Below are 22,477 nucleotides of genomic sequence, written 5' to 3' on the forward strand. Positions count from 1 at the left end.
GGTTTCGGCCTCAGTGGCCGTGTCCGTGCCCTGCGTGCTGGACGTCGTCGGCGTGCGCCTTCGCGTACGCGGCGGCCTTGGCGGAGTGACGGTTCGCCACGTTGCGGTACGAGAGGGTCACCAGACCGAGCGAGGCGAAGACGACGATCGAGACGATGCCGTACCCGACGGTCTCGAGGGCCACGTTCCCGTGGTCCGCCTCTTCGGCGGCAAAGGCGAGCAGCGTGGCGATGGTCATTCCGGCTCCGTTTCGAGGGTGTCTCCGCGCCTGTGGCACAGCGCGGCTCCAGTTTAGGCGGTCAGGCGCGTACTTGTCCTGAGCCGCGCGCGAGCCACTTCGAGCTCGTCAGTTCTGCGAGGCCCATGGGGCCGCGTGCGTGGAGTTTCTGCGTCGAGATGCCGACCTCGGCGCCGAAGCCGAATTCGCCCCCGTCGGTGAACCGCGTCGAGGCGTTGGCCATGACGACGGCGGAGTCGACCTCGGCGAGGAAGCGCTCCGCGTTGGCCTCGTCGGTCGTGATGATCGACTCGGTGTGATGCGTCGAATACTGCCGGATGTGCGCGAGCGCGGCGTCGAGGTCGTCGACGATCCGCATCGAGACGTCGAGACTCAGGTACTCCGTCGACCAGTCCTCGTCCGCCGCCGGAACGACATCGGATGCCCGTGCGCCGACCTCCTCGTCACCGTGCACGACGACGCCGTGCTCGCGCAGGGCGGCGACGAGAGGTGCCACGACGCGGTCGGCGGCGGCGCGGTGCACGAGCACCGTCTCGACCGCGTTGCACACGCTCGGCCGCTGCACCTTGGCGTTCACGACGATGTCGCGCGCCCAATCCAGGGGCGCCGAGGCATCGAGCACGATGTGGACGACGCCGGCTCCTGTCTCGATGACGGGCACGGTCGATTCGGTCACGACGGTCTCGATGAGCTGAGCGCTGCCGCGCGGCACGAGCACGTCGACGAGGCCGCGCGCCTGCATGAGGTCGCGGGCGCCGTCCCGGCCGAACTCGTCGACGGTCTGGATGGCCTCGGGGTCGAGCCCCTGCTCGCCGAGCGCGGCGCGCATGACCCGCACGAGTTCGGCGTTCGTGCGCTCAGCGGCGGTGCCGCCGCGCAGGACGACGGCGTTGCCCGAGCGCAGGGCGAGCGCGGCGATGTCCACCGTGACGTTGGGGCGCGCCTCGTAGATGGCGCCCACGACGCCGAACGGCACCGTCACCTTCGTCAGCGCGACGCCGTTGGCCAGCGTGCGCTCGTCGAGGATCCTGCCCACCGGGTCGGGCAGCTCCGCGATCTCGCGCACCGCGTCCGCGAGCGCCGAGACGCGGGCTTGATCGAGCGTGAGGCGGTCCTGCAGTGCCGTCGACAGTCCCCCGGCGCGTCCGCGCTCGATGTCCTGCGCGTTGGCGGCGATGACGGTGGATGCCGCGGAGTCGATGCCGTCGGCGATCGCAAGCAGCGCCGCGCGCTTGCTCTCATCGCTCAGCAGCGCGATGGAGCGTGAGGCGTCTTTGGCGCGCAGCATCCGATCGCGCGCCGTCGCGGCGGTGGTCGTCATCCGCTCAGCCTATCGACGTGCGGACGGGGCCCGTGGCGACGGGCGCGACGGGGTCGGGGTTGGGGTCGAACCAGGTGCCGACCGCATCGCCCGCGAGGGCGCGGTCGACGAGATCGGTGCGGGTCACGAGGACGCCGATCCCGGATGCCGCGGCCCGGCGTGCCGCCGAGACCTTGGTCGCCGCACCGCCCGTTCCGACGCTGTTGACGACGGTGGAGCCGAACTCGAAGCCGCCGAGGTCCTCGCCGAAGGCGACACGGTCGATCGGGCGGGCGCCGGGCTCGTCGGGCGGGCGCGTATACAGGCATTCGATGTCGCTGAGCAGCACCAGCGCATCGGCTCCGATGAGGTCGGCGACCAGGGCCGCGAGCCGGTCGTTATCGCCGAAGCGGATCTCCTGCGTGGCGACCGTGTCGTTCTCGTTGACGACGGGCAGGATGCGCAGGCCGAGCAGTCGTTCCATGGCTCGGCGCGCATTCGAACGCGGCGTGGGGTTCTCGAGGTCTCCCGCCGTGAGCAGCACCTGTCCCGCGACGATGCCGAACGGGTGCAGCGCCTGCTGATAGCGATAGATCAGCACGTTCTGGCCGACCGCGGCCGCCGCCTGCTGCGTCGCGAGGTCACTCGGACGTTCCTCGATCGAGAGGAACGGCATGCCGGTCGCGATCGCACCCGACGAGACGAGGACGACCTCGGTGCCGCGGCCGTGCGCTTTCGCGAGAGCGGCGACGAGGGGTTGGATGCGTGACGCGTGCGCGCCGCTGATCGACGACGAGCCGACCTTGACGATGACACGTCGTGCACCGGGGATGTCCGCGCGATCGCGTGCGGTCATTCGGCTTCTCCGGTGTCACGCTGCCGATCTGCGATCCGTTCCGCGTCGAGCTCGGCCCGGGCGGCCGCCTTCGCGTCCATGCGCTCGTGGTAGCGCTCGCGACGCTGAGCGGTCGTGCGCCGAGCGTTGTCGTCGAGGCGCGGATCCATGCCGCGGGGGGCAGTCATGAGCTCGGCGGCCGAACTGAGCGACGGCTGCCAGTCGAAGACGACGCCGTCGCCCTCGCCGATCACGACCGTCGCACCGGGTGTCGCACCCGCGCGGAAGAGCTCGTCTTCGACACCGAGTCGATCGAGTCGGTCGGCGAGATAGCCGACGGCCTCTTCGTTCTGGAAGTCGGTCTGCTGCACCCACTTGACGGGCTTCTCTCCCAGGATGCGGTAGACGTTGCCGTACGTGCCGCCTTCGACGCGGACGACGAACTCCTTGACGGCGCCCTTGGGGCGGATCACGATGCGCTCGGGGACGGGCACGGCGGCCAGTTCGGCGCGGTGCTGCGCGATGATCTCGCCGAGCGCGAAGGTGAGCGGCCGCAGGCCCTCGTGGCTGACGGTCGAGATGTCGAAGACGCGGAAGCCGCGCTCTTCGAGCTCGGGCCGCACGAGCGCTGCCAGATCCCTGGCCTCGGGCACGTCGATCTTGTTCAGAGCGACGAGCTGAGGCCGATCGAGCAACGGAGTCTGCCCGTCGGGCACGGGATACGCGGCGAGTTCTTCGAGGATCACGTCGAGGTCGCTGAGCGGGTCACGACCGGGGTCGAGCGTCGCGCAGTCCAGCACGTGCACGAGCGCCGTGCAGCGCTCGACGTGGCGCAGGAACTCCAGGCCCAGGCCCTTGCCCTCGCTCGCCCCCTCGATGAGACCGGGCACGTCGGCGACGGTGTAGCGCATGTCGCCCGCCTGCACGACACCGAGATTGGGATGCAGCGTCGTGAACGGGTAGTCCGCGATCTTGGGCCGCGCTGCCGATACCGCGGCGATCAGGCTCGACTTGCCCGCCGACGGGAAGCCGACGAGCGCCACATCGGCGACCGTCTTGAGCTCGAGCTGGACATCGCCCTCCCAGCCGGGGGTGCCCAGCAGCGCGAAACCGGGGGCCTTTCGCTTGGGCGAGGCCAGTGCCGCATTGCCGAGGCCGCCGAGCCCACCAGGGGCCACGACGAAGCGCATGCCCGGCTCGATCATGTCGACGAGCGGCTCGCCCGTGGCATCCTTCACGACCGTGCCGACCGGGACCAGCAGCTCGACGGGTTCGCCGGCGGCACCGGAGCGGTTGTCGCCCATGCCGAAGCCGCCGTTGCCACCGGAACGGTGCGGCGAGTGGTGGTACGACAGCAGCGTCGTGACTTGCGGGTCGGCGACGAGGACGATGTCTCCGCCCTGACCGCCGTTGCCGCCGTCGGGTCCGGCCAGTGGCTTGAACTTCTCGCGACGTACCGAGACGCAGCCGTTGCCGCCTTTGCCGGCGCGCAGGTGCAGCGTCACTCGATCCACGAACGTGACCATCTGCGTCTCCTATCTGTCTGAGGTATGCGAAAAGGGGCGAGCCAGAGCCCGCCCCTTTTCGCTGAAGGTCTACTACCGTCGGTAGCCGAAACCTGCCGAGGTCACTCCGCCGCTGCGGCGGCGACGATGTTGACGACCTTGCGGCCGCCCTTCTGACCGAACTGGACCGCGCCTGCCTCGAGGGCGAACAGCGTGTCGTCACCACCGCGACCGACGCCTGCGCCGGGGTGGAAGTGCGTGCCGCGCTGGCGGACGAGGATCTCGCCGGCGTTGACGGTCTGGCCGCCGAAGCGCTTCACGCCGAGGCGCTGTGCGTTGGAGTCACGACCGTTGCGGGTGGAGCTTGCGCCCTTTTTGTGTGCCATCTCTGCGTCTCTTCCTGGACTTACTTGATGCCGGTGATCTTGACGCGCGTGAGGTCCTGACGGTGGCCCTGGCGCTTCTTGTAGCCGGTCTTGTTCTTGAACTTCTGGATGACGATCTTCGGTCCGCGAAGCTCACCGAGAACCTCGGCCGTGACCGTGACCTTGGCGAGCTTGTCGGCGTCGCTCGTCACGGCATCGCCGTCGACGAGGAGGACGGCCGGAAGTTCGATCTTGTCGCCGATCGAGGCAGCCTGACGGTCGAGGACGACGATCGTGCCGACCTCCACCTTCTCCTGCCGGCCACCGGCTCGCACAACTGCGTAAACCACTTCACACCTGATTTCGTCTGGGAGCACGATGCTCCGATTGAGACTGGAAAGTCTTGGTGCGGACTGCTGAGCCGCGGCCGAGCTGTCGAAGCACGCCGGGAGGCGTGCGACATGGGACGCACCAAAGGGATACTTTACCGGATGCCGCGATCTGCCGCAAAAGCGCGGCCTCTCGGCCTGTCGCGCTTAGGCTCTCGTCGTGGCGATCCTCCTCGATGACCCGGTCTGGCCCGCTCACGGGAGGCTGTGGGCGCATCTGGTGAGCGACGCCGATCTGACGGAACTGCACGAGTTCGCCGCGGCGAACGGCATCCCGCGCCGCGGATTCGACCTCGACCACTACGACGTGCCCGCCGAAAGCCATGCCCGGCTCGTCGCCGCCGGTGCCGAGCACGTCGGCGGTCGCGAACTGGTGCGGCGCCTGATCGCGTCGGGCCTGCGTGTCACAGCCCGCGAGCGGCGCGGGCTGTGACACACGGCTCAGTCCTCTGACGCGGGCTTCGCGGGCGCTGTCGTCGGCGCGACGGGAGTCCCCGTCAGCGCAGCCGTCGTGACACGACGGCGTGACCGTCCCTGTCCCGGAGCCTTGGGCTCGGGAAGCGCACTCAGAACCGAATCGAGAAGAAGGTCCTTCTCGGTCTTGGACGCGTTGGCGTTCTTTGCGGGGCCCGCGTTCTTGGCGGCGGAGTCCTGCCGCTTCTTGCGCTGCTTCTTCGGCCGCTCGACGGGAGCCTCCGCGATCGGCGCCTGTTCGGCCGGCTCGTCGGGGTGATGGATCGTCGACGCCGCGATCTGCGCGAGCGCGGACTTCGCGCCTTCCGTGATGACATGCGTGCCGTTCGAGCCGGCCGGCGGGTTCGAGCCGCCGCGCGAGCGACGTCCGCCCGATGCGCCGCCTGTCGTGCCGCGGTGCTTGACGACGGGGTCGTGGTGCACGATGACGCCGCGACCGGCGCACACATCGCACGCCTCGCTGAAAGTCTCCAGCAGTCCGAGGCCCAGCTTCTTGCGCGTCATCTGCACGAGGCCGAGCGACGTGACCTCGGCCACCTGGTGCTTCGTGCGGTCGCGACTCAGGCACTCGACGAGACGGCGCAGGACGAGGTCGCGGTTGGATTCGAGCACCATGTCGATGAAGTCGATCACGATGATGCCGCCGATGTCGCGCAAGCGCAGCTGACGGACGATCTCTTCGGCGGCTTCGAGGTTGTTCTTCGTGACGGTCTCTTCGAGGTTGCCGCCCGAGCCGACGAACTTTCCGGTGTTGACGTCGACGACCGTCATCGCCTCGGTGCGGTCGATGACGAGAGATCCGCCCGACGGCAGCCAGACCTTGCGATCGAGAGCCTTCTCGATCTGCTCGGTGATGCGGTGCGCGTCGAACGGGTCGACATCGTCTTCGTACGCCTCGACACGGTCGAGCAGGTCGGGCGCGACCGACTCGAGGTACTTCGTGATCGTCGCGTACGCCTCATCCCCCTGGATGAGCATGCGCGTGAAGTCCTCGTTGAAGACGTCGCGGACGATCTTCACCAGCAGATCGGGCTCCGAATGCAGCAGGGCCGGCGCCTGGATCGAATCGATCTGCCGTGAGACGTGCTCCCACTGGTTCGTGAGGCGCTGCACGTCGCGGGTGAGCTGCTCTTCGGTCGCGCCCTCGGCCGCCGTGCGCACGATCACGCCCGAGGACTCCGGCAGGACTTCCTTGAGGATCTTCTTCAGGCGGGCCCGCTCGGTGTCGGGCAGCTTGCGCGAGATGCCGTTCATCGCGCCGCCGGGAACGTACACGAGGTAGCGGCCGGGCAGCGAGATCTGGCTCGTGAGGCGTGCACCCTTGTGGCCCACGGGGTCCTTCGTGACCTGCACGAGAACCTTGTCGCCGCTCTTGAGCGCGAGCTCGATACGGCGCGGCTGGTTGCCGGTCTCGACGGCATCCCAGTCGACCTCGCCCGAGTACAGCACGGCGTTGCGTCCGCGACCGATGTCGACGAATGCCGCTTCCATGCTCGGCAGCACGTTCTGCACGCGACCGAGGTAGACGTTGCCGATGAGGGATGCGTCCTGGTTGCGCGCGACATAGTGCTCGACGAGCACGTTGTCCTCGAGCACCGCGATCTGCACGCGGCCGTTCTTCGATCGCACGATCATCTCGCGGTCGACCGCCTCGCGGCGGGCGAGGAACTCGGCCTCGGTCACGACCGCGCGGCGGCGACCCGCTTCGCGGCCGTCACGACGACGCTGCTTCTTCGCTTCGAGACGGGTGGAACCCTTGATGCGCTGAGGCTCGGTGATGAGCTCGACGGCACGCTGACGGTGCGGCGCGGGGTGTTCGGCCTGCTCGTCGTCGCGCGGGTCTCCCCCGCGGCGACGCCCACGCCGACGGGAGCTCGACGACGACTGGTCGTCGTGGTGCGGACGCTCGTCCGGCAGGGCCGGCAGAGGCACGATCTCGGGCGCGTAGAAGTGCAGCGCCGTCGACACCGCGGAGACGAAGGTCTCGGGCAGCAGGCCGAGCGAGACGGCCGTGACGGGGCCGGACTGCTCCGGCTCGTCCGCGACCGCGCCGCCGGTCTCCGGCGAATCCGACCCGTCGTCGGACTCGTCCGACGCGGGTGCGCCGGCGTCGCCGGTGGGCGCCTCGCTGGCGGGGTCCGCGTCGTCACCGGCCGCAACGACGGCGGGCGGCGGCTCGGCATCGGTCGGCACGTCGATGTCGGGCCCCTCGAGTGCGACCGGAAGGCCGGTCACGTCAGGCGGAGCGGTCTCCGTCGTCGTCGGGGCGCTCGATTCGTCGCCGTCGGGGTGTTCTGAGGTGCTGTCATCAGCCATCACTGGCGTACTCCCTGCGGGGCGACACCGCGCGTCGCCCGGCGAAATCTCGTGCGGTGCCGCACCTGCGGTGCCGCGAACTCACTCGGTCTGCAGCCGGCTGTGCGCCCAGGCTGCGAAGGGCTGTCATCGCCCTGAAGTCTTCGATGATGCGGTGGCGGCGCGGCCGCGGCGCATCCGCATCATTATCGCACTTTCCCGGACCGAATGCTCACACATCGACGTGTGAAGACTTTCATGGCCCGCCCACGCCTCACCCATAGGCCATCTTTGCGATAATCCGAGGCATGCCCCCGTCTCAGACCCACACGCGCCCGACCGTCCTCGCGGTGTGGCTCATCATCGCCGGCGCGATCGGGTGGTGGGCAGCCTTTTCGCTCACCCTCGCGAAGCTCGACGGCCTCGCCAATCCCGGTGCAGCCGCCGCCTGCGACATCTCGGTGCTCGTGCAGTGCAGCGCCAACCTCGACGCGTGGCAGGGCAGGATCTTCGGCTTTCCGAACCCGTTGCTGGGGCTCGCCTGCTGGGTGGCACCGATCGCCGTCGGCGTCGCGATCCTCGCCCGCGCACGCTTCGCGCGATGGTTCTGGCTGCTGTTCTGGGCCGGCACCGCGTTCGCCTTCGGCTTCGTCATCTGGCTCATCGGCCAGAGCATCTACGCGCCGAACCTGCACACCCTGTGCCCGTGGTGCATGGTCACGTGGGCCGTCACGATCCCGACGTTCTATGTTGTGACGCTGCATGTGCTGCGCTCGGGAGTGCTCGCCGTGCCGGCCGGCGTGCGCCGGACCGCGGACAAGCTCATGGCGTGGGTGCCGCTCGCGACGATCCTCAGCTATGCGCTCGTGCTTCTGCTCGCGCAGATCGAGATGAATGCCGTCGTGAGCATCGTGAACTCGCTGTTCTGATCCGCGAACCCCCGGTCATCGAGTAGCGCGAAGCGCGAAACCCCCGGTCATCGAGTGGCGCGGACCGCAAACCCCCGGTCATCGAGTAGCGCGGACCGCAAACCCCCGGTCATCGAGTAGCGCGAAGCCCCCGACCGGTCATCGAGTAGCGCGAAGCGCGTATCGAGATGCGCGCTGCTACTCGATCTTGATACGAGCCGCATCAATGCTGCTGCGCAGCATTGATCCGTCTCGTATCAAAACCAGATGCTGAGTTCCCTCGCGGCGGAGTCGGGGCTGTCCGAGCCGTGCACGAGGTTCTGCTGCACCTTGAGGCCCCAGTCGCGGCCGAAGTCGCCGCGGACGGTTCCCGGGGCTGCCGTCGTCGGGTCGGTCGTGCCGGCGAGCGAGCGGAAGCCCTCGATGACGCGGTTGCCGGCGACACGGATCGCGACCGACGGACCCGACATCATGAAGTCCAGGAGCGGCTCGTAGAAGGGCTTGCCCTCGTGCTCGGCGTAGTGCCGCTCGAGACGGGCGCGGTCGGGCTCGACGAGGCGGATGTCGACGAGGGCGTAGCCCTTCGCCTCGATGCGGGCGAGGATCGCCCCGGTGAGCCCGCGGGCAACGCCGTCCGGCTTGATGAGGACGAGGGTCTCTTCCGTGGTCATGCGTGTTTCCATTCCGTTTGTCAGGCCTGGTCGGGCTGCTGCGCCTCGATCGCGGCGTTGCGCCGGTCGAGAGCTGCTCCCTTGATGGTGGCATAGCCGTACATGCCGCCGAAAATGAGCGCGACGATGATGAGCACGGGCTCGAGGAGCGCCCCGAGGGCGACGACGAGCTGAAGCATCCAGCCGATCGCGATCCCCCACCGGTAGCGCACGAGACGGCCCGTCAGGATCATGAGAACGGCCAGGGTCGTTCCCGCCACGACGCCCCACCACCGTTCGATGCCGTCGGGCAGCGTGTCCAGGCCGAAGATGACGAGCCCGCCGAGGAAGGCGATGACCGACTCGAAGGCGAGCACGATCGACGCGAGAGATTCCGCGGCGCCGCGGCGGCGGCGCGGCTGGGGTGTCTGCGTTCCCGTCATGATGTCCAACCCGACTTCCAGTCCTCGATCTCGGCGAGCGTGAGCGCTTCGCCGGCCAGCACGACCGAGCCCGTCACGACGACGGCACGACGATCGGATGCTGCGGCCCACTCTCGTGCCGCCTCCACTGCCGCGCTGAGGTCGTCATGGACCGTCACGGACAGTCCCGCCGCCTCGGCGACGTCGGCGATCGCGTCGGGTTCGGACGCACGTTCCGAGGCCGGCGCGGTCGCGAAGACATGGGTCGCGACATCCGAGAGCGCGGTGACGATTCCGCCCGCGTCCTTGTCGTCGAGCACGCCCAGCACGACGCCCCAGTCGTCGAAGTCGAACGATTCGCGCAGAGCCGTCGCGAGGGCCTGTGCACCGTGCGGATTGTGCGCCGCGTCGACCAGGACCGTCGGATGCGTGCCGGCGAGGTGCAGGCGTCCGGGTGAGGTCGTCTGACCGAAGGCCTCGGCGAGCACGTCGCTCGAGATCGCACGGGTGGCACCGCCCAGGAGCGACTCGACGGCGGCGATCGCGAGAGATGCGTTGAAGCCCTGGTGCGAGCCGTACAGCGGCAGGTACTCGTCTTCGTAGACGCCCGCGAGGCCGCGCACCGAGATGAGCTGCCCGCCCACCGCGAGACGCTGCGAAACGAGCGCGAAGTCGTCTCCCTCGAACGAGATCGTGGCGCCCCGTGCCTCGGCCACGGCCTTGAGCACGGCTTCGACGGCGGGCTGCTGGCGTGCCGAGACGACCGCCGCGCTGTCCTTGATGATCCCCGCCTTGACGGTCGCGATCTCGGTGATGGTCTCGCCCAGACGATCGGCGTGATCGATGGCGATGGGGGTGAACACGGCGACGTCGCCGTCGGCCGTGTTGGTCGAGTCCCACGCGCCGCCCATGCCCACTTCGAGCACGAGCACGTCGATCGGCGCGTCCGAGAAGGCGACGAAGGCGAGCACGGTGAGCAGTTCGAAGAAGGTCAGCGCCGCGTCGCCGGCGGCGGCGAGTTCGGCGTCGACGATATCCACGAACGGCTCGATCTCGTCCCACGCGTCGGCGATCGCGGCATCCGAGATCGGCTCGCCGTCGATCGTGATCCGCTCGGTGAACCGCTCGAGGTGCGGACTCGTGAACAGGCCGGTGCGCAGGCCGTGCGCGCGCAGCAGGCTCTCGATGACGCGCGCCGTCGAGGTCTTTCCGTTCGTGCCGCTGATGTGCACGACCCGGTAGGTCTTTTGCGGATCGTCGAGCAGCTCGAGGACGCGAGCCGTGCGCTCGACGCGCGGCTGCACCCACTGCTCCCCCTGTCGCTGCAGCAGCGACTCGTAGACGGCGTCGGCGCGGTTACGGTCGTTCACTCGGCTGCCTCGATCCTCGTCACGGCGACCCAGAAGCCGCCAGCGTTCGCATACTGACCGGTGCGCACGTATGCGACATGCTCCGGCGCGGCGCCGAACGCGTCCGCCTGCCATACCTCGATCGCGGCATCGGCCGGCACGTGCGCGTCCTCGCCCTCGAGCAGCAGCGCGTGGTCGAGGGCGAGCGTCTCCCCCGCGATGTCGGCGACGTCGAACGCTCCCGCGACGGCGTCTGCGTCTGCGGCGTCCTGGAAGAGCATCTGTAGACGGATGCGATCGCTGACATCGAATCCGGCGGCCTTGCGTGTGTCCTGCACGGCGCGGATGACGTCGCGCGCGAGACCCTCGGCCTCGAGCTCGGGCGTCGTCGTCGTGTCGAGGATGACGAACCCGCTTCCCTCCTGCAACTGAAGGATGCCGAGGGCCTCACCTTCGGGCCGTCCCGATGCGTCGGTGTCCGTCGCCGCCTCGCTCGAAAGCAGGTCGATCTCGCCGTCCGCCGTAATGACGACGAACCCGCGTCCGTCGACCCAGCGCCAGTTGCCCGCGTTCGCGGCCTGGATGACCTGCTGCACGCGCTTGCCGAGTCGCGGCCCGGCCGCGCGTGCGTTGATCTTGAGGCGCTCCTTGACACCGAACTCCTCGTACGAGCCAGGGCGGAACTCCACAAGCTCCACGGCCTTCACATTGAGCTCTTCACGGATGATCCCTTCGAACTGCGCGAGGGCCGAGGCATCCTGCACCACGACCGTCAGCATCGGCAGCGGTAGCCGAACGCGCTTGCCCTCGCGCTTGCGGAGGGCGTTCGCGACGCTGGAGACCTCGCGCACCGCATCCATCGCGCTGCGGATGTCGGCGGCCTGAGGGAACAGGCCCGCATCGGGCCAGTCCTGCAGGTGGACGCTGCGTCCGCCGGTCAGCCCTTGCCACACTTGCTCGGCCACGAGCGGGATGAGCGGAGCCGCGACGCGGGTGAGCGTCTCGAGCACCGTGTAGAGCGTGTCGAACGCCTCGGTCCCTGAGCTTGCACCCGCGGTCCCTGAGCCTGCACCCGCGGTCCCTGAGCTTGCACCCTCGGTCCCTGAGCTTGCACCCGCGGTCCCTGAGCTTGCACCCGCGGTCCCTGAGCCTGTCGAAGGGTCGACCCCCACCCAGAAACGGTCGCGCGAGCGGCGGATGTACCAGTTCGTCAGCGCCTCGGCGAAGTCGCGCAGCTTCGCCGCCGCCGACGTCGAATCGAGACCCTCGAGATCAGCCGCGACTCCGCGCACGAGATCGCCCGTGAGAGCCAGGATGTACCGGTCGAGCACGTTCGTCGAGTCGGTGCGCCAGGTGGCTTCGTATCCGCCCGGCGCCGCCGCGTTGGCGTAGGTCGCGAAGAAGTACCACGTGCTCCACAGCGGCAGCATGAACTCCCGCACGGCGGCGCGGATGCCCTCCTCGGTGACGACGAGGTTTCCGCCGCGCAGCACGGAGCTGGACATGAGGAACCAGCGCATCGCGTCGGAGCCGTCGCGGTCGAAGACCTCGGACACGTCAGGGTAGTTCTTGAGCGACTTCGACATCTTGTACCCGTCGCTGCCCAGCACGATGCCGTGGCACGACACCCCCGTGAACGCGGGGCGGTCGAACAGTGCCGTCGACAGGACGTGCATGACGTAGAACCAGCCGCGCGTCTGGCCGATGTATTCGACGATGAAGTCCGCCGGGGCGTGCGAGTCGAACCACTCGCGGTTGTCGAACGGGTAGTGCACCTGCGCGTAGGGCATCGATCCGGAGTCGAACCACACGTCGAAGACGTCTTCGATGCGGCGCATCGTCGACCGCCCTGTCGGGTCGTCGGGGTTCGGGCGGGTCAGGTCGTCGATGTACGGCCGGTGCAGATCCACGTTGCCCTCGGGGTCACGAGGGAGCCGGCCGAAGTCGCGCTCCATGTCATCGAGGCTGCCGTACACGTCGACGCGCGGGTACGCCGCATCGTCGCTCTTCCACACCGGAATGGGTGAGCCCCAGTACCGGTTGCGGCTGATCGACCAGTCGCGCGCACCCTCGAGCCACTTGCCGAACTGACCGTGCTTGACGTTCTCGGGCACCCACGTGATCTGCTCGTTGTTCGCGAGCATGCGGTCCTTGATGTCGGTCACGCGCACGAACCAGCTCGACACGGCACGGTAGATGAGAGGGTTGCGGCAGCGCCAGCAGTGCGGATACGAGTGCTCGTAGCTCGCGAGGCGCAGCAGCCGCCCGTTCTGACGCAGCAGGCGCACGAGCGGCGTGTTCGCGTCCATCCAGAGCTCGCCGGCGACATCCGTCGCATGCGGGAGGAAGCGCCCGCCGTCGTCGAGGCTCATGATGAGCGGGATGCCGGCGGCCTCGGTCACCCGCTGGTCATCCTCACCGAAGGCCGGTGCCTGGTGCACGATGCCCGTGCCGTCCGAGGTCGTGACGTAGTCGTCCACGAGGATCCGCCAGGCGCGCTCGGTGCCCCAGGTGGCGGCATCCGCGTAGTAGTCGAAGAGCCGGTCGTAGGCGACGTCCTCGAGCTCGGCGCCCAGGACGCTCTGCACGACGGCGTCCTGCGCCGCCTCAGCGGAGTCGTAGCCGAGGTCCTTCGCGTAACCGGCGAGAAGCGGCTCGGCCAGCAGATAGCGGTGCGCCGTCGCCTCGAGCGGCTCGTCACCGGGCTGCACGTCGGCGGCGCCCGCGGGACCGCCGGGCACGACGACGTAGCGGATGTCGGGGCCGACCACGAGCGCGAGGTTCGTCGGCAGGGTCCAGGGGGTCGTCGTCCACGCGAGCGCCCGCACGCCCGTGAGGCCCAGGGCTTCGGCCTTCGCGCCGACGAGCGGGAAGGTCACGGTGACCGACGGGTCCTGGCGCATCTGGTAGACGTCGTCGTCCATGCGCAGCTCGTGCGCCGACAGCGGGGTCTCGTCGCGCCAGCAGTACGGCAGCACGCGGTGCCCCTCATAGGCGAGTCCCTTGTCGTGCAGCGTCTTGAAGGCCCAGAGCACGGACTCCATGTACGAGGGGTTGAGCGTCTTGTATCCGCGCTCGAAATCGACCCAGCGGGCCTGACGCGTGACGTAGTCCTCCCAGTCACGCGTGTAGGCGAGCACCGATGACCGCGCCTTGTCGTTGAAGACGTCGATGCCCATGGCCTCGATCTCGGCCTTCTCGGTGATGCCGAGCTGCTTCATCGCCTCGAGCTCGGCCGGCAGGCCGTGCGTGTCCCAGCCGAAGACGCGATCGACCTTCTTGCCCCGCATCGTCTGGAAGCGCGGGAAGAGGTCCTTGGCATAGCCGGTCAGCAGGTGGCCGTAGTGCGGCAGGCCGTTGGCGAACGGCGGCCCGTCGTAGAAGACCCACTCGTCGGCGCCCTCACGGTTCTCGATCGACGCGCGGAAGGTGTCGTCGTCCTTCCAGAAGGCGAGCACGTCGCGCTCGATCTCGGGAAAGCGCGGGCTGGGCACGACCGCTGCGGGTCCGAAGGCACTCCCGCCGGTCCCTGAGCTTGTCGCGGTCCCTGAGCTCGTCGAAGGGTCGGAGCTTGCCGAAGGGCGGGGGTAGGTCATGGGTCTCTCGCAGGTGTCGTGGTCGCCGGTTCCTGCGAGGACGACCCTTCGGAAAGGACCGCGGTACCACCCCGCGTTGCCGTTGCCGGCCACTCTCACTGCGGCTGTCACGGGCCTGACCCGCTCGGTTCTACCGGGCTCGCGCCGTTCTTCCGAGAGCTCCCCGGTGATGGCCGGATCGATGCTGCTCAGGTGATTCTATCCGACCGCGCCGACGCCGCGACGAGCTCGATCGTGAAGGGATGCTGCGGCCGGTCGAAGACGTCGGTCGTCACCCCCCGCTCCACGACGCGGCCGTCCTTCATCACGAGGACATCGTCGGCCAGCCCTCGCACGACGGCGAGGTCGTGCGAGATGAGCACCGTCGTCAGCCTCAGCTCGCGCCGCAACCGCGCCAGCAGCTCGAGGACGCGCCGCTGCACCGAGACACCCAGCGCCGAGACGGGTTCGTCGAGCACGAGCACATCGGGCTGGGTCGCGAGGGCTCGGGCGATCGCCGCCCGCTGCCGCTGACCGCCCGAGAGCTGCCCCGGACGGCGCCCTGCCAGCTCGGGATCGAGTTCGACCAGCTGCAGCAGATCGGCCGTCCGTGCAGCGTGTCGGTGCGCGGGAACACTGCCCGCCGCGAGCGCTTCGCGCAGTGATCTGCCGATCGTCCAGCGCGGATCGAAGGCGGCGCGCGTGTCCTGATGCACGAGCTGGATGCGGGGGCGACGAGGCCTGCGGTGCTGCTCACGGGCCGGGTTCCATGGCGCGTCGTCGAAGCGCACCGTGCCGCGGTCGGGCGTCTCGACGCCGAGTAGCAGCCGCGCGACGGTGGTCTTGCCGGCGCCCGACTCGCCGACGATGCCGAGGGAGCGCCCGGCACGCACCGTGAAGGTCACATCGTCGACGGCGGTCGAGCCGCGAAAGCTCTTGTGCAGTCCGTCGGCCGCTAGCACGACAGGGCCCCCCGCGGGCGATTCGGCCGGCGGGACGGTCGTGCCGTCGACGAGTTCGCGCGTGTAGGGATGCTGGGGGGCACGCAGCACCCGTGCTGCCGGACCCGTCTCGACGACCCGCCCGTTTCGCATGACGATGATCCGATCCGCGACGCGCGCGACGGCCGAGAGATCGTGACTGATCAGGAGCAGCCCGACGCCCTCGTCGACCAGCGAACGCAGCAGGCCCAGCACGCGCGCCTGCACGGTCGCGTCGAGTGCCGTCGTCGGCTCGTCCGCCACGAGCACGCGCGGCGCAGCGGCGAGGGCGGAGGCGATGAGTGCACGCTGACGCAGACCGCCGGAGAGCTCACGCGGGCGCTGGCGCACACGGCGATCGGGATGCGGCATCCCGACCCGCAGCAGCAGCTCGTGCACGCGCTGCGCGCGCTGGCGACGGTCGAGGCGCGTGTGGATCTCGAGCGGCTCCGCGACCTCCGCGCCGATGCGGGCGAGCGGGTCGAGCGAGACGAGCGCGTCCTGCGAGACGAGCGCGATGCGGTCGCCGCGCACCTCGCGCCACGCGCGCTCACCCGCCCGGCGCAGGTCGACGCCGTCGATCTCGAGACGGTCGGCGCCCACACGGGCACCGGGCGGTGTCAACCCGAGCAGGGCGAGCGCCGTGAGCGACTTACCGGCGCCGGACTCGCCGACCACGGCGACGCACTCCCCGGGCTCCACGGTCAGGTCGATGCCGTCGACCACCGTGCTCGGGCCGAACGAGATCCGCAGATTCCGCAGGTCGAGGGCGCTCATGCGGTGCGTCCTTCCGCCGCGGCGCGCAGCGTGCGTCCGACGATCGTCGCCGAGATCACCGTGAGGGTGATCGCGAGCCCCGGGAAGACGGCGATCCACCAGGCTTGAGCGAGCACGTTGCGCCCTCCCGAGAGCATGAGCCCCCACTCCGGCGTGGGCTCGAGCGGCCCGAGGCCGAGGAAGCTCAGCCCCGCCGCCGCGAGGATACTCGTGCCGAACCCGATCGTCGCGATCACGCTGAGCGCGCCGAGCACGCCGGGCACGACGTGACGGAAGATGGCGACCGGGCGCCGCACACCGAGCAGCGCGGCGGCTTCGACGTGATCGGCCGCGAGGAGCGTACGCGTCTGTACGCGGGCCAGCCGGACGTAGACGGGGATGACGGCGATCGTGACGCCGATGGCGACGTTGACGGGACCGGGCCCGAGGACCGCGACGACGACGAGCGCGATCAGGAACTCGGGAAAGGCGAGGACGACGTCGAGCGCGCGTACGGCAACGGCATCGACGACGCGCGGTGCCGCACCGATCGCCGTGCCGACCACGAGGCCGACGATGAGCGCGACGCCCACGGCGATCGCGCCGATCGAGAGAGACGAGCGCGCGCCGTAGACGACTCTCGCGAAGATGTCCCGTCCGCTCTGGTCGGTGCCGAAGACGTGGTCCGGGCTCGGCGGCAGGAGGGCGGCGCGCACATCGGTCTGCAGCGGGTCGAACGGCGTGAACAGCGACGGCGCGATCGCCATCGCGATGAAGACGGCGAGCACGGCGCCCGCGGCGGTGAGTGCCACGACCTGACGACGGCTCACGGCATACCGCCCCTCGCGTGATCGGCGATGGCCGGTCGGCGCAGCCGCGGGTCGATGACCGCCGCCGTCAGCTCGACGACGATGTTGATCACGACGAACACGAGCGCGCTGAGCAGGATGATGCCGCCGATGACGGGCAGGTCGCGATCCGTGATCGCCACGAGGGTGACCCGGCCCAGCCCCGGCCGGCCGAACACCGTCTCGACCAGAACCGCACCGCCGAGCAGCGTGCCGACGAGATAGGCGGCGAGCGTGAGGGCGCCCGTGGCACCGTGCCGCAGCGTGTGCCGCAGCAGGAGTCTGCTCGGGCTCGCACCGCGTGCGCGCACCGTGACGGCGAACGGCTGCCGCTCGGCAGCCTCGATTCCGTCGCGCAGCACCTGTCCGAGCAGCGCGGCCGTGGGCAGCGCGAGCGTGACGGCGGGCAGGACGAGGGATGCCGCGTTCCTCGACCCCGTGACGGGGAACCAGCCCAGCGTGAAGGCGAACACCGTGAGCAGGACCAGTCCGATCCAGAACACGGGAGAGGACAGGATGACCAGTTCGACACCGGCCACGACGATGCGCGCGGCGCGGCGACGCACCGTGATGGCGACCACGAGCGCGAGGACGAGTGCGATCAGGAGCGCGAGACCGGTGAGTTGCAGGGTGGGCAGCAGCTGCCTGCCGATGACATCGGCCACCGGCATCCGCAGTTGATAGGACTCCCCGAGGTCTCCGCGCAGCAGCCGGCCCATGTACTGGGCGTACTGCTGTGCGAGGGGCTGGTCCAGACCGAGCTCTCGACGGATGCCGTCCTTGACGGCATCAGAGATCTGGGCCTGCGGACCCAGCATGACGTCGACCGGATCCCCGGGGATGAGCCGCATCGCGACGAACGCCAGGGTCGCAGCGCCCCACAGGACGACGATCAGCCCCGCGAGCAGACCGCCGATCCGCGCGAGGACGCGCCCCGCCGGTCTCATTCCAGCGCGACGTCGTAGAACAGGGGCCGGCCGTAGAGGTCGTATGCGATTCCGCTGATCGCCGGCGAGACGGCCGTGATGGACGACGGCACGTACAGCGGCACGATCGCGGTGTACTCGGCGTTCCAGCGCTGCAGCTCGCGGTAGATCTCGGCGCGCTCGTCGACGTCACTCGTCGCGACGCCGCGGTCCAGGAGCGCATCGATGGCGGGATCGGACACCTGGGAGGCGTTCTGGAAGCCGTCGGTGTGCAGATGGCTGCGCAGCAGATCGGGGTCGACTCCCGAGAAACCCCAGTCGGTGAGGTCGAAGGTCTTCGGGCCGTACTGCTCGTTGTAGGCGCCCGGCTCCAGCACGTCGCGGACGAGCTCGAACCCGATCTCACGCAGGTCGGACTGGATCGCGTTCGCCAGCGCCGCGCGGTCGTCGGGCACGGGTGTCCAGGCGATCCAGCGGGCCGAAAGCCGCACGTCGTCCTTCGTCCGGTAGCCGTCGGCGTCGCGTCCGGTCCAGCCGGCCGCGTCGAGCAGCTCGGCGGCCGCATCGGGATCGAACGCCCACGTCCCCTCGACGGCAGGCTCGTACCCCGGGGTCGTCGAGGCGAGGATGCTCCACGCGCGCGGATACTGCCCGAAGAAGACCTGTTCGACCGCGGGCTCGATGTCGATGCCCAGCGCGAACGCCTGGCGGACGCGCTCGTCGGCGAACACGCCGTACTGCTCGTTGAGGTAGAGCGAATACGGCAGGCCCGGCAGCTCGACGGAGTCGATCGTGAGCTCGTCGGGGAGATCGGCGATGACGCTCGGCGGCAGCTGGCTCGCGAGGTCGACCTCGCCGCTGCCGATGACACCCGCGCGCACGGCCGGCTCGGGCATGATGCTCACCCGCAGCGTCTCGATCTGCGGTGCGCCCTGCCCGTGGGGGCCCCACGCGTAGTCGGCATTGCGCGCGTAGACGATCTCCTGATCGGGCGTGTAGTCGGTGAGCACGAAGGGGCCCGTCCCGATCGTGACGTCGGGCCCGCCGGCCGCGAGCCGCTCCGCGTCGGCAGCGAGCGCGGCCGGCGAGTAGAACCCGAGCTGTGCCGTGCTGGCGGCCTGGAGGAAGGGTGCATACGGCTGTGTGAACGAAACCCGCACGGTGTGGTCGTCGACGATCTCGGTGCCGGCATAGAAATCCGCGCCGAGCATGGCCGCGGCTTGCGCGGACGCGGTGTCGGGGTCGACGATGCGATCGAAGTTGGCCTTGACCGCCGCCGCGTCGAAGGGCTCGCCATCGTGGAAGACGACATCGTCGCGCAGGTCGAAGGTGTACTGCAGCCCGTCGTCCGAAATCTCCCAGTCCGCGGCGAGCCACGGTGAGAAGGAGCCGTCCGCGTTCTGGAAGACGAGCGAGTCCAGCACGACGCGCTGCACCATCGCCGAGACGTCGAGCTGGCTGGTCTGCGGGTCCATGTGTCCTGCGGACAGGTTCGCGCCCTCGATGGCCCAGACGACCTCACCGCCGGCGTCTTCGGTGTCTGCCTCGTCGCCCGATGCGCATGCGCTGAGAACGAGTGCAGCCGCGGCGGTGAGCGCGGCCGCACGCAGCAGGCGGGAGGCGGATGAGCGGTGGGTGAGCATGCGGAAACCTCGCTGGTGTCGGGACGTGAATACGCTAACGCACTTCTTGGACCCGGTTCACTATGCGGTGTCCGCCCGCGAGCGTGCGCTCGATAGAATCATCGGGCATCCCACACTCAGGCACGCTCACACGGTGCCGCACATACGGCGAGGAGACCTTCACATGTCCACGATCCCCGACAAGCCCGCTCTCGAAGGTCTCGAGTCGAAATGGGATGCCGCGTGGCAGGAGCGGGGCACGTACCTGTTCGACCGTGCCCGTGCCGCTGAGCGGGGCCGCGACGGCGTGTACTCGGTCGACACCCCTCCCCCGACGGCATCCGGATCGCTGCACATCGGTCACGTCTTCAGCTACACCCACACCGACGTCAAGGTGCGCTTCGAGCGCATGCGCGGCAAGACGGTGTTCTACCCGATGGGGTGGGACGACAACGGCCTGCCCACCGAGCGTCGCGTGCAGAACTATTACGGCGTGCGCTGCGACCCGTCGCTGCCCTACGACCACGAATTCACGCCCCCGTTCCAGGGCGGCACCAACAAGAGCACGAAGGCCGCCGACCAGGTGCCGATCAGCCGCCGCAACTTCATCGAGCTGTGCGAGAGCCTCACGCTCGAAGATGAGAAGCAGTTCGAGGCGCTGTTCCGCCAGCTCGGCCTCAGCGTCGACTGGACCCAGACCTACCGCACGATCTCGGATGACACGATCCGCACGAGCCAGCTCGCCTTCCTGCGCAACATCGAGCGGGGCGAGGCGTACCAGGCTCTCGCGCCGACGCTGTGGGACATCGACTTCCGCTCCGCGATCGCACAGGCCGAGCTCGAAGACCGCGACCAGCCCGCGGCCTACCACCGAGTGGCGTTCCACAAGACCGACGGCTCGGGCGACGTGCACATCGAGACGACCCGTCCCGAGCTGCTCGCCGCCTGCGTCGCGCTCGTCGCGCACCCCGACGACGAGCGGTACCAGCCGCTGTTCGGCTCGACCGTGCGCACGCCCCTGTTCGATGTCGAAGTGCCCGTCCTCGCGCACCCGCTCGCCCAGAAGGACAAGGGCTCGGGCATCGCCATGATCTGCACCTTCGGCGATGTCACCGACATCATCTGGTGGCGCGAGCTGGATCTGCCCAACCGCACGATCCTCGGCAAAGACGGCCGCGTGATCGCCGACGCACCCGATGTCATCGTGACGGATGCCGCCAAGGCGGCCTACGCCGAGATCGCGGGCAAGACCGTGTTCAGCGCCAAGAAGGCGATCGTCGACCTGCTGCGGGCCTCCGGCGACCTCGACGGCGAACCCAAGCCGTTCACGCACGCCGTGAAGTTCTTCGAGAAGGGCGACCGCCCGCTCGAGATCGTCTCGACGCGCCAGTGGTACGTCCGAAACGGTGCCCGCGACGAGGCGCTGCGCGAGAAGCTCATCGCTCTCGGTGCCGGCATGGCGTGGCATCCCGATTTCATGCGCGTCCGCTACGAGAACTGGGTCGGCGGGCTCACGGGCGACTGGCTCGTCTCGCGTCAGCGCTTCTTCGGCGTGCCGATCCCGGTCTGGTACGCCCTCGATGAGAACGGCGAACGGGACTACGATCGCGTGCTGACCCCCGATCTCGCCTCGCTGCCGGTCGATCCCACGATCGACGTGCCGCCGGGCTACAGCGAGGACCAGCGCGGTGTCGCGGGCGGCTTCGACGCCGAGAAGGACATCTTCGACACGTGGGCGACCTCGTCGCTCACACCGCAGCTCGCGGGCGGCTGGCAGCGCGACGACGAGCTGTGGAACCTCGTCGCCCCGTTCGATCTGCGCCCGCAGGGCCAGGACATCATCCGCACCTGGCTGTTCTCGACGATGCTGCGCAGTGCGCTGGAAGACGGTCGGTCCCCCTGGACGGATGCCGCGATCTCGGGCTTCATCGTCGACCCCGACCGCAAGAAGATGTCGAAGTCGAAGGGCAACGTCGTCACGCCCGCCGACATCCTCGACTCGCATGGCACCGACGCGGTGCGCTACTGGTCGGCGTCGAGCCGGCTCGGCGCCGATGCCGCCTTCGATCCGCAGAACCCGACGCAGGTCAAGATCGGGCGTCGCCTGGCGATCAAGGTGCTGAACGCGTCGAAGTTCGTGCTGTCGTTCCCCGTGCCCGAGGGCGCTGAGATCACGCACGCGGTCGACGCGTCGATGCTCGCGACTCTGGACGACGTCGTCCGCGAGGCCACGAAGGCGTTCGAGGGCTACGACCACGCGCGGGCGCTCGAACTCACCGAGTCGTTCTTCTGGACGTTCTGCGACGACTACCTCGAGCTCGTGAAGGAGCGCGCCTACAACCAGACCGACGTGGGCCAGCCGTCCGCCGCCCTCGCCTTGCGGATCGCGCTGTCGACGCTGCTGCGTCTGTTCGCCCCGGTCCTCGCGTTCGCCGCCGAGGAATCGTGGTCGTGGTTCAACGAAGGGTCCGTGCACAACGCGGAGTGGCCGCAGCCGCTCGGGATCGACGGCGACCCGGCCGTGCTCGCGGCCGTGAGTGCCGCACTGATCGGCGTTCGCCGCGCGAAGACCGAGGCGAAGGCCTCGCAGAAGACGGCGGTCGAGCAGCTGACGATCGCCGCTCCCGCGGCATCCCTCGATGCGATCCGATCGGCCGAAGGCGACCTCAAGGCCGTCGGGCGCATCGGCGAGATCGCCTACGCGGATGGCGATGAGCTCGTCGTGGGCGACGTCGTGCTCGTTCCTGCCGAGGAGGCCTGATGCAGCTCGGAACACGCTGGACCTCGGGTGACGAACCGCCGCGTTCGGTGCCCGACGCGCTCGTGCGCGGCATCCGCTCGGTCGACGAGGCGATCCCTGCCGACGACCTCGGCCAGCCGCGCCCCCGCTGGACCCTCACGTGGCTCGAGGGGCGACCCATCGCCGAACTCGACACGGGTGTCTTCGTGACGCTGGACGCGGCGGGTGAGCCCGTCGTCAGGTCCGATCCCGACGACGAGTTCGCCTGACGATCACGCCCGACGGTCAGGAACGATCGGA

General features: G+C 69.3%; 19 protein-coding genes. 4 read left to right on the forward strand and 15 right to left on the reverse strand.

Annotated elements, in window-relative coordinates:
* Positions 1 to 10 precede the first annotated feature (10 nt).
* From ACWICD_RS13260 to rplU, 6 genes are all read right to left on the reverse strand, one after another.
* Positions 11 to 238, reverse strand: coding sequence for a hypothetical protein (locus ACWICD_RS13260; protein ID WP_376128958.1), 228 nt, complete (start codon positions 236 to 238; stop codon positions 11 to 13).
* Positions 239 to 299: 61 nt separating this feature from the next.
* Positions 300 to 1,559: a glutamate-5-semialdehyde dehydrogenase gene (locus ACWICD_RS13265; protein WP_376128960.1), complete on the reverse strand. Its 1,260-nt coding sequence runs from the start codon at positions 1,557 to 1,559 to the stop codon at positions 300 to 302.
* Between the two features lie 4 nt (positions 1,560 to 1,563).
* Positions 1,564 to 2,394 (reverse strand): glutamate 5-kinase, encoded by an 831-nt coding sequence (proB, locus tag ACWICD_RS13270; RefSeq protein ID WP_454140434.1) that lies wholly within the window; start codon positions 2,392 to 2,394, stop codon positions 1,564 to 1,566.
* On the reverse strand, positions 2,391 to 3,899 hold the full coding sequence (gene obgE, locus ACWICD_RS13275) for a GTPase ObgE (RefSeq protein WP_454140435.1): 1,509 nt from the start codon (positions 3,897 to 3,899) through the stop codon (positions 2,391 to 2,393). The genes proB and obgE overlap by 4 nt, the downstream gene beginning before the upstream one ends.
* A 101-nt stretch (positions 3,900 to 4,000) precedes the next feature.
* Positions 4,001 to 4,264 carry a 50S ribosomal protein L27 gene (gene rpmA, locus ACWICD_RS13280; protein ID WP_376128966.1) on the reverse strand — a complete coding sequence of 88 codons (264 nt, stop codon included), beginning with the start codon at positions 4,262 to 4,264 and terminating at the stop codon, positions 4,001 to 4,003.
* A 20-nt stretch (positions 4,265 to 4,284) separates the two neighbouring features.
* Entirely contained in the window at positions 4,285 to 4,593 is a 309-nt protein-coding gene (gene rplU, locus ACWICD_RS13285; RefSeq protein WP_376128968.1) for a 50S ribosomal protein L21, read from the reverse strand.
* 199 nt (positions 4,594 to 4,792) lie between these two features.
* Here rplU and ACWICD_RS13290 point away from each other — a divergent pair, with 199 nt between their 5' ends.
* Entirely contained in the window at positions 4,793 to 5,065 is a 273-nt protein-coding gene (locus tag ACWICD_RS13290; protein WP_454140436.1) for a DUF4031 domain-containing protein, read from the forward strand.
* 8 nt (positions 5,066 to 5,073) lie between these two features.
* Here ACWICD_RS13290 and ACWICD_RS13295 read toward each other — a convergent pair whose 3' ends face one another.
* Positions 5,074 to 7,422 carry an Rne/Rng family ribonuclease gene (locus ACWICD_RS13295; protein ID WP_454140437.1) on the reverse strand — a complete coding sequence of 783 codons (2,349 nt, stop codon included), beginning with the start codon at positions 7,420 to 7,422 and terminating at the stop codon, positions 5,074 to 5,076.
* Between the two features lie 287 nt (positions 7,423 to 7,709).
* Here ACWICD_RS13295 and ACWICD_RS13300 point away from each other — a divergent pair, with 287 nt between their 5' ends.
* Positions 7,710 to 8,330, forward strand: coding sequence for a vitamin K epoxide reductase family protein (locus ACWICD_RS13300; protein WP_376127476.1), 621 nt, complete (start codon positions 7,710 to 7,712; stop codon positions 8,328 to 8,330).
* A gap of 236 nt (positions 8,331 to 8,566) precedes the next feature.
* Here the strand turns inward: ACWICD_RS13300 and ndk are convergent, their stop codons facing one another.
* The 8 genes from ndk to ACWICD_RS13340 form a co-directional block, all read right to left on the reverse strand.
* Positions 8,567 to 8,980, reverse strand: coding sequence for a nucleoside-diphosphate kinase (gene ndk / locus ACWICD_RS13305; RefSeq protein WP_376127478.1), 414 nt, complete (start codon positions 8,978 to 8,980; stop codon positions 8,567 to 8,569).
* A 20-nt stretch (positions 8,981 to 9,000) separates the two neighbouring features.
* Positions 9,001 to 9,402, reverse strand: coding sequence for a DUF4233 domain-containing protein (locus tag ACWICD_RS13310; RefSeq protein ID WP_454140438.1), 402 nt, complete (start codon positions 9,400 to 9,402; stop codon positions 9,001 to 9,003).
* Positions 9,399 to 10,751 carry a bifunctional folylpolyglutamate synthase/dihydrofolate synthase gene (locus tag ACWICD_RS13315; protein ID WP_376127481.1) on the reverse strand — a complete coding sequence of 451 codons (1,353 nt, stop codon included), beginning with the start codon at positions 10,749 to 10,751 and terminating at the stop codon, positions 9,399 to 9,401. The genes ACWICD_RS13310 and ACWICD_RS13315 overlap by 4 nt, the downstream gene beginning before the upstream one ends.
* The gene (ileS, locus tag ACWICD_RS13320) at positions 10,748 to 14,326 is read right to left on the reverse strand and encodes an isoleucine--tRNA ligase (RefSeq protein ID WP_454140439.1); all 3,579 of its coding nucleotides are present in this window, start codon (positions 14,324 to 14,326) and stop codon (positions 10,748 to 10,750) included. Before ileS ends, ACWICD_RS13315 begins: the two co-directional genes overlap by 4 nt.
* Positions 14,327 to 14,514: 188 nt before the next feature.
* A complete protein-coding gene (locus tag ACWICD_RS13325) occupies positions 14,515 to 16,062 on the reverse strand; it encodes a dipeptide ABC transporter ATP-binding protein (protein WP_454140440.1) in 1,548 nt (515 codons plus the stop codon).
* On the reverse strand, positions 16,059 to 16,871 hold the full coding sequence (locus tag ACWICD_RS13330) for an ABC transporter permease (protein ID WP_454140441.1): 813 nt from the start codon (positions 16,869 to 16,871) through the stop codon (positions 16,059 to 16,061). The genes ACWICD_RS13325 and ACWICD_RS13330 overlap by 4 nt, the downstream gene beginning before the upstream one ends.
* Positions 16,868 to 17,836: an ABC transporter permease gene (locus tag ACWICD_RS13335; protein ID WP_454140442.1), complete on the reverse strand. Its 969-nt coding sequence runs from the start codon at positions 17,834 to 17,836 to the stop codon at positions 16,868 to 16,870. Before ACWICD_RS13335 ends, ACWICD_RS13330 begins: the two co-directional genes overlap by 4 nt.
* Positions 17,833 to 19,458, reverse strand: a complete 1,626-nt coding sequence (locus tag ACWICD_RS13340) for an ABC transporter substrate-binding protein (protein ID WP_454140443.1) — start codon at positions 19,456 to 19,458, stop codon at positions 17,833 to 17,835. The genes ACWICD_RS13335 and ACWICD_RS13340 overlap by 4 nt, the downstream gene beginning before the upstream one ends.
* Positions 19,459 to 19,621: 163 nt before the next feature.
* Between ACWICD_RS13340 and valS the strand changes: the two genes are divergently transcribed.
* Positions 19,622 to 22,198, forward strand: a complete 2,577-nt coding sequence (gene valS, locus ACWICD_RS13345; RefSeq protein WP_454140444.1) for a valine--tRNA ligase — start codon at positions 19,622 to 19,624, stop codon at positions 22,196 to 22,198.
* Positions 22,198 to 22,446, forward strand: coding sequence for a hypothetical protein (locus tag ACWICD_RS13350; protein WP_454140445.1), 249 nt, complete (start codon positions 22,198 to 22,200; stop codon positions 22,444 to 22,446). The genes valS and ACWICD_RS13350 overlap by 1 nt, the downstream gene beginning before the upstream one ends.
* The last annotated feature ends 31 nt before the right edge of the window (positions 22,447 to 22,477 follow it).

It is taken from the genome of Microbacterium sp. NPDC055357 (assembly GCF_053644835.1).

What these genes read in the sequence shown, in the direction of transcription:
- valS (WP_454140444.1), top strand. Translation starts at nt 19,622, where the DNA reads ATGTCCACGATCCCCGACAAGCCCGCTCTCGAAGGTCTCGAGTCGAAA.
- ACWICD_RS13350 (WP_454140445.1), top strand. Translation starts at nt 22,198, where the DNA reads ATGCAGCTCGGAACACGCTGGACCTCGGGTGACGAACCGCCGCGTTCG.
- ACWICD_RS13325 (WP_454140440.1), bottom strand. Translation starts at nt 16,062, where the DNA reads ATGAGCGCCCTCGACCTGCGGAATCTGCGGATCTCGTTCGGCCCGAGC.
- ndk (WP_376127478.1), bottom strand. Translation starts at nt 8,980, where the DNA reads ATGACCACGGAAGAGACCCTCGTCCTCATCAAGCCGGACGGCGTTGCC.
- ACWICD_RS13335 (WP_454140442.1), bottom strand. Translation starts at nt 17,836, where the DNA reads ATGAGACCGGCGGGGCGCGTCCTCGCGCGGATCGGCGGTCTGCTCGCG.
- ACWICD_RS13340 (WP_454140443.1), bottom strand. Translation starts at nt 19,458, where the DNA reads ATGCTCACCCACCGCTCATCCGCCTCCCGCCTGCTGCGTGCGGCCGCG.
- ACWICD_RS13260 (WP_376128958.1), bottom strand. Translation starts at nt 238, where the DNA reads ATGACCATCGCCACGCTGCTCGCCTTTGCCGCCGAAGAGGCGGACCAC.
- proB (WP_454140434.1), bottom strand. Translation starts at nt 2,394, where the DNA reads ATGACCGCACGCGATCGCGCGGACATCCCCGGTGCACGACGTGTCATC.
- ileS (WP_454140439.1), bottom strand. Translation starts at nt 14,326, where the DNA reads ATGACCTACCCCCGCCCTTCGGCAAGCTCCGACCCTTCGACGAGCTCA.
- ACWICD_RS13300 (WP_376127476.1), top strand. Translation starts at nt 7,710, where the DNA reads ATGCCCCCGTCTCAGACCCACACGCGCCCGACCGTCCTCGCGGTGTGG.
- ACWICD_RS13310 (WP_454140438.1), bottom strand. Translation starts at nt 9,402, where the DNA reads ATGACGGGAACGCAGACACCCCAGCCGCGCCGCCGCCGCGGCGCCGCG.
- obgE (WP_454140435.1), bottom strand. Translation starts at nt 3,899, where the DNA reads ATGGTCACGTTCGTGGATCGAGTGACGCTGCACCTGCGCGCCGGCAAA.
- ACWICD_RS13295 (WP_454140437.1), bottom strand. Translation starts at nt 7,422, where the DNA reads ATGGCTGATGACAGCACCTCAGAACACCCCGACGGCGACGAATCGAGC.
- rpmA (WP_376128966.1), bottom strand. Translation starts at nt 4,264, where the DNA reads ATGGCACACAAAAAGGGCGCAAGCTCCACCCGCAACGGTCGTGACTCC.
- ACWICD_RS13265 (WP_376128960.1), bottom strand. Translation starts at nt 1,559, where the DNA reads ATGACGACCACCGCCGCGACGGCGCGCGATCGGATGCTGCGCGCCAAA.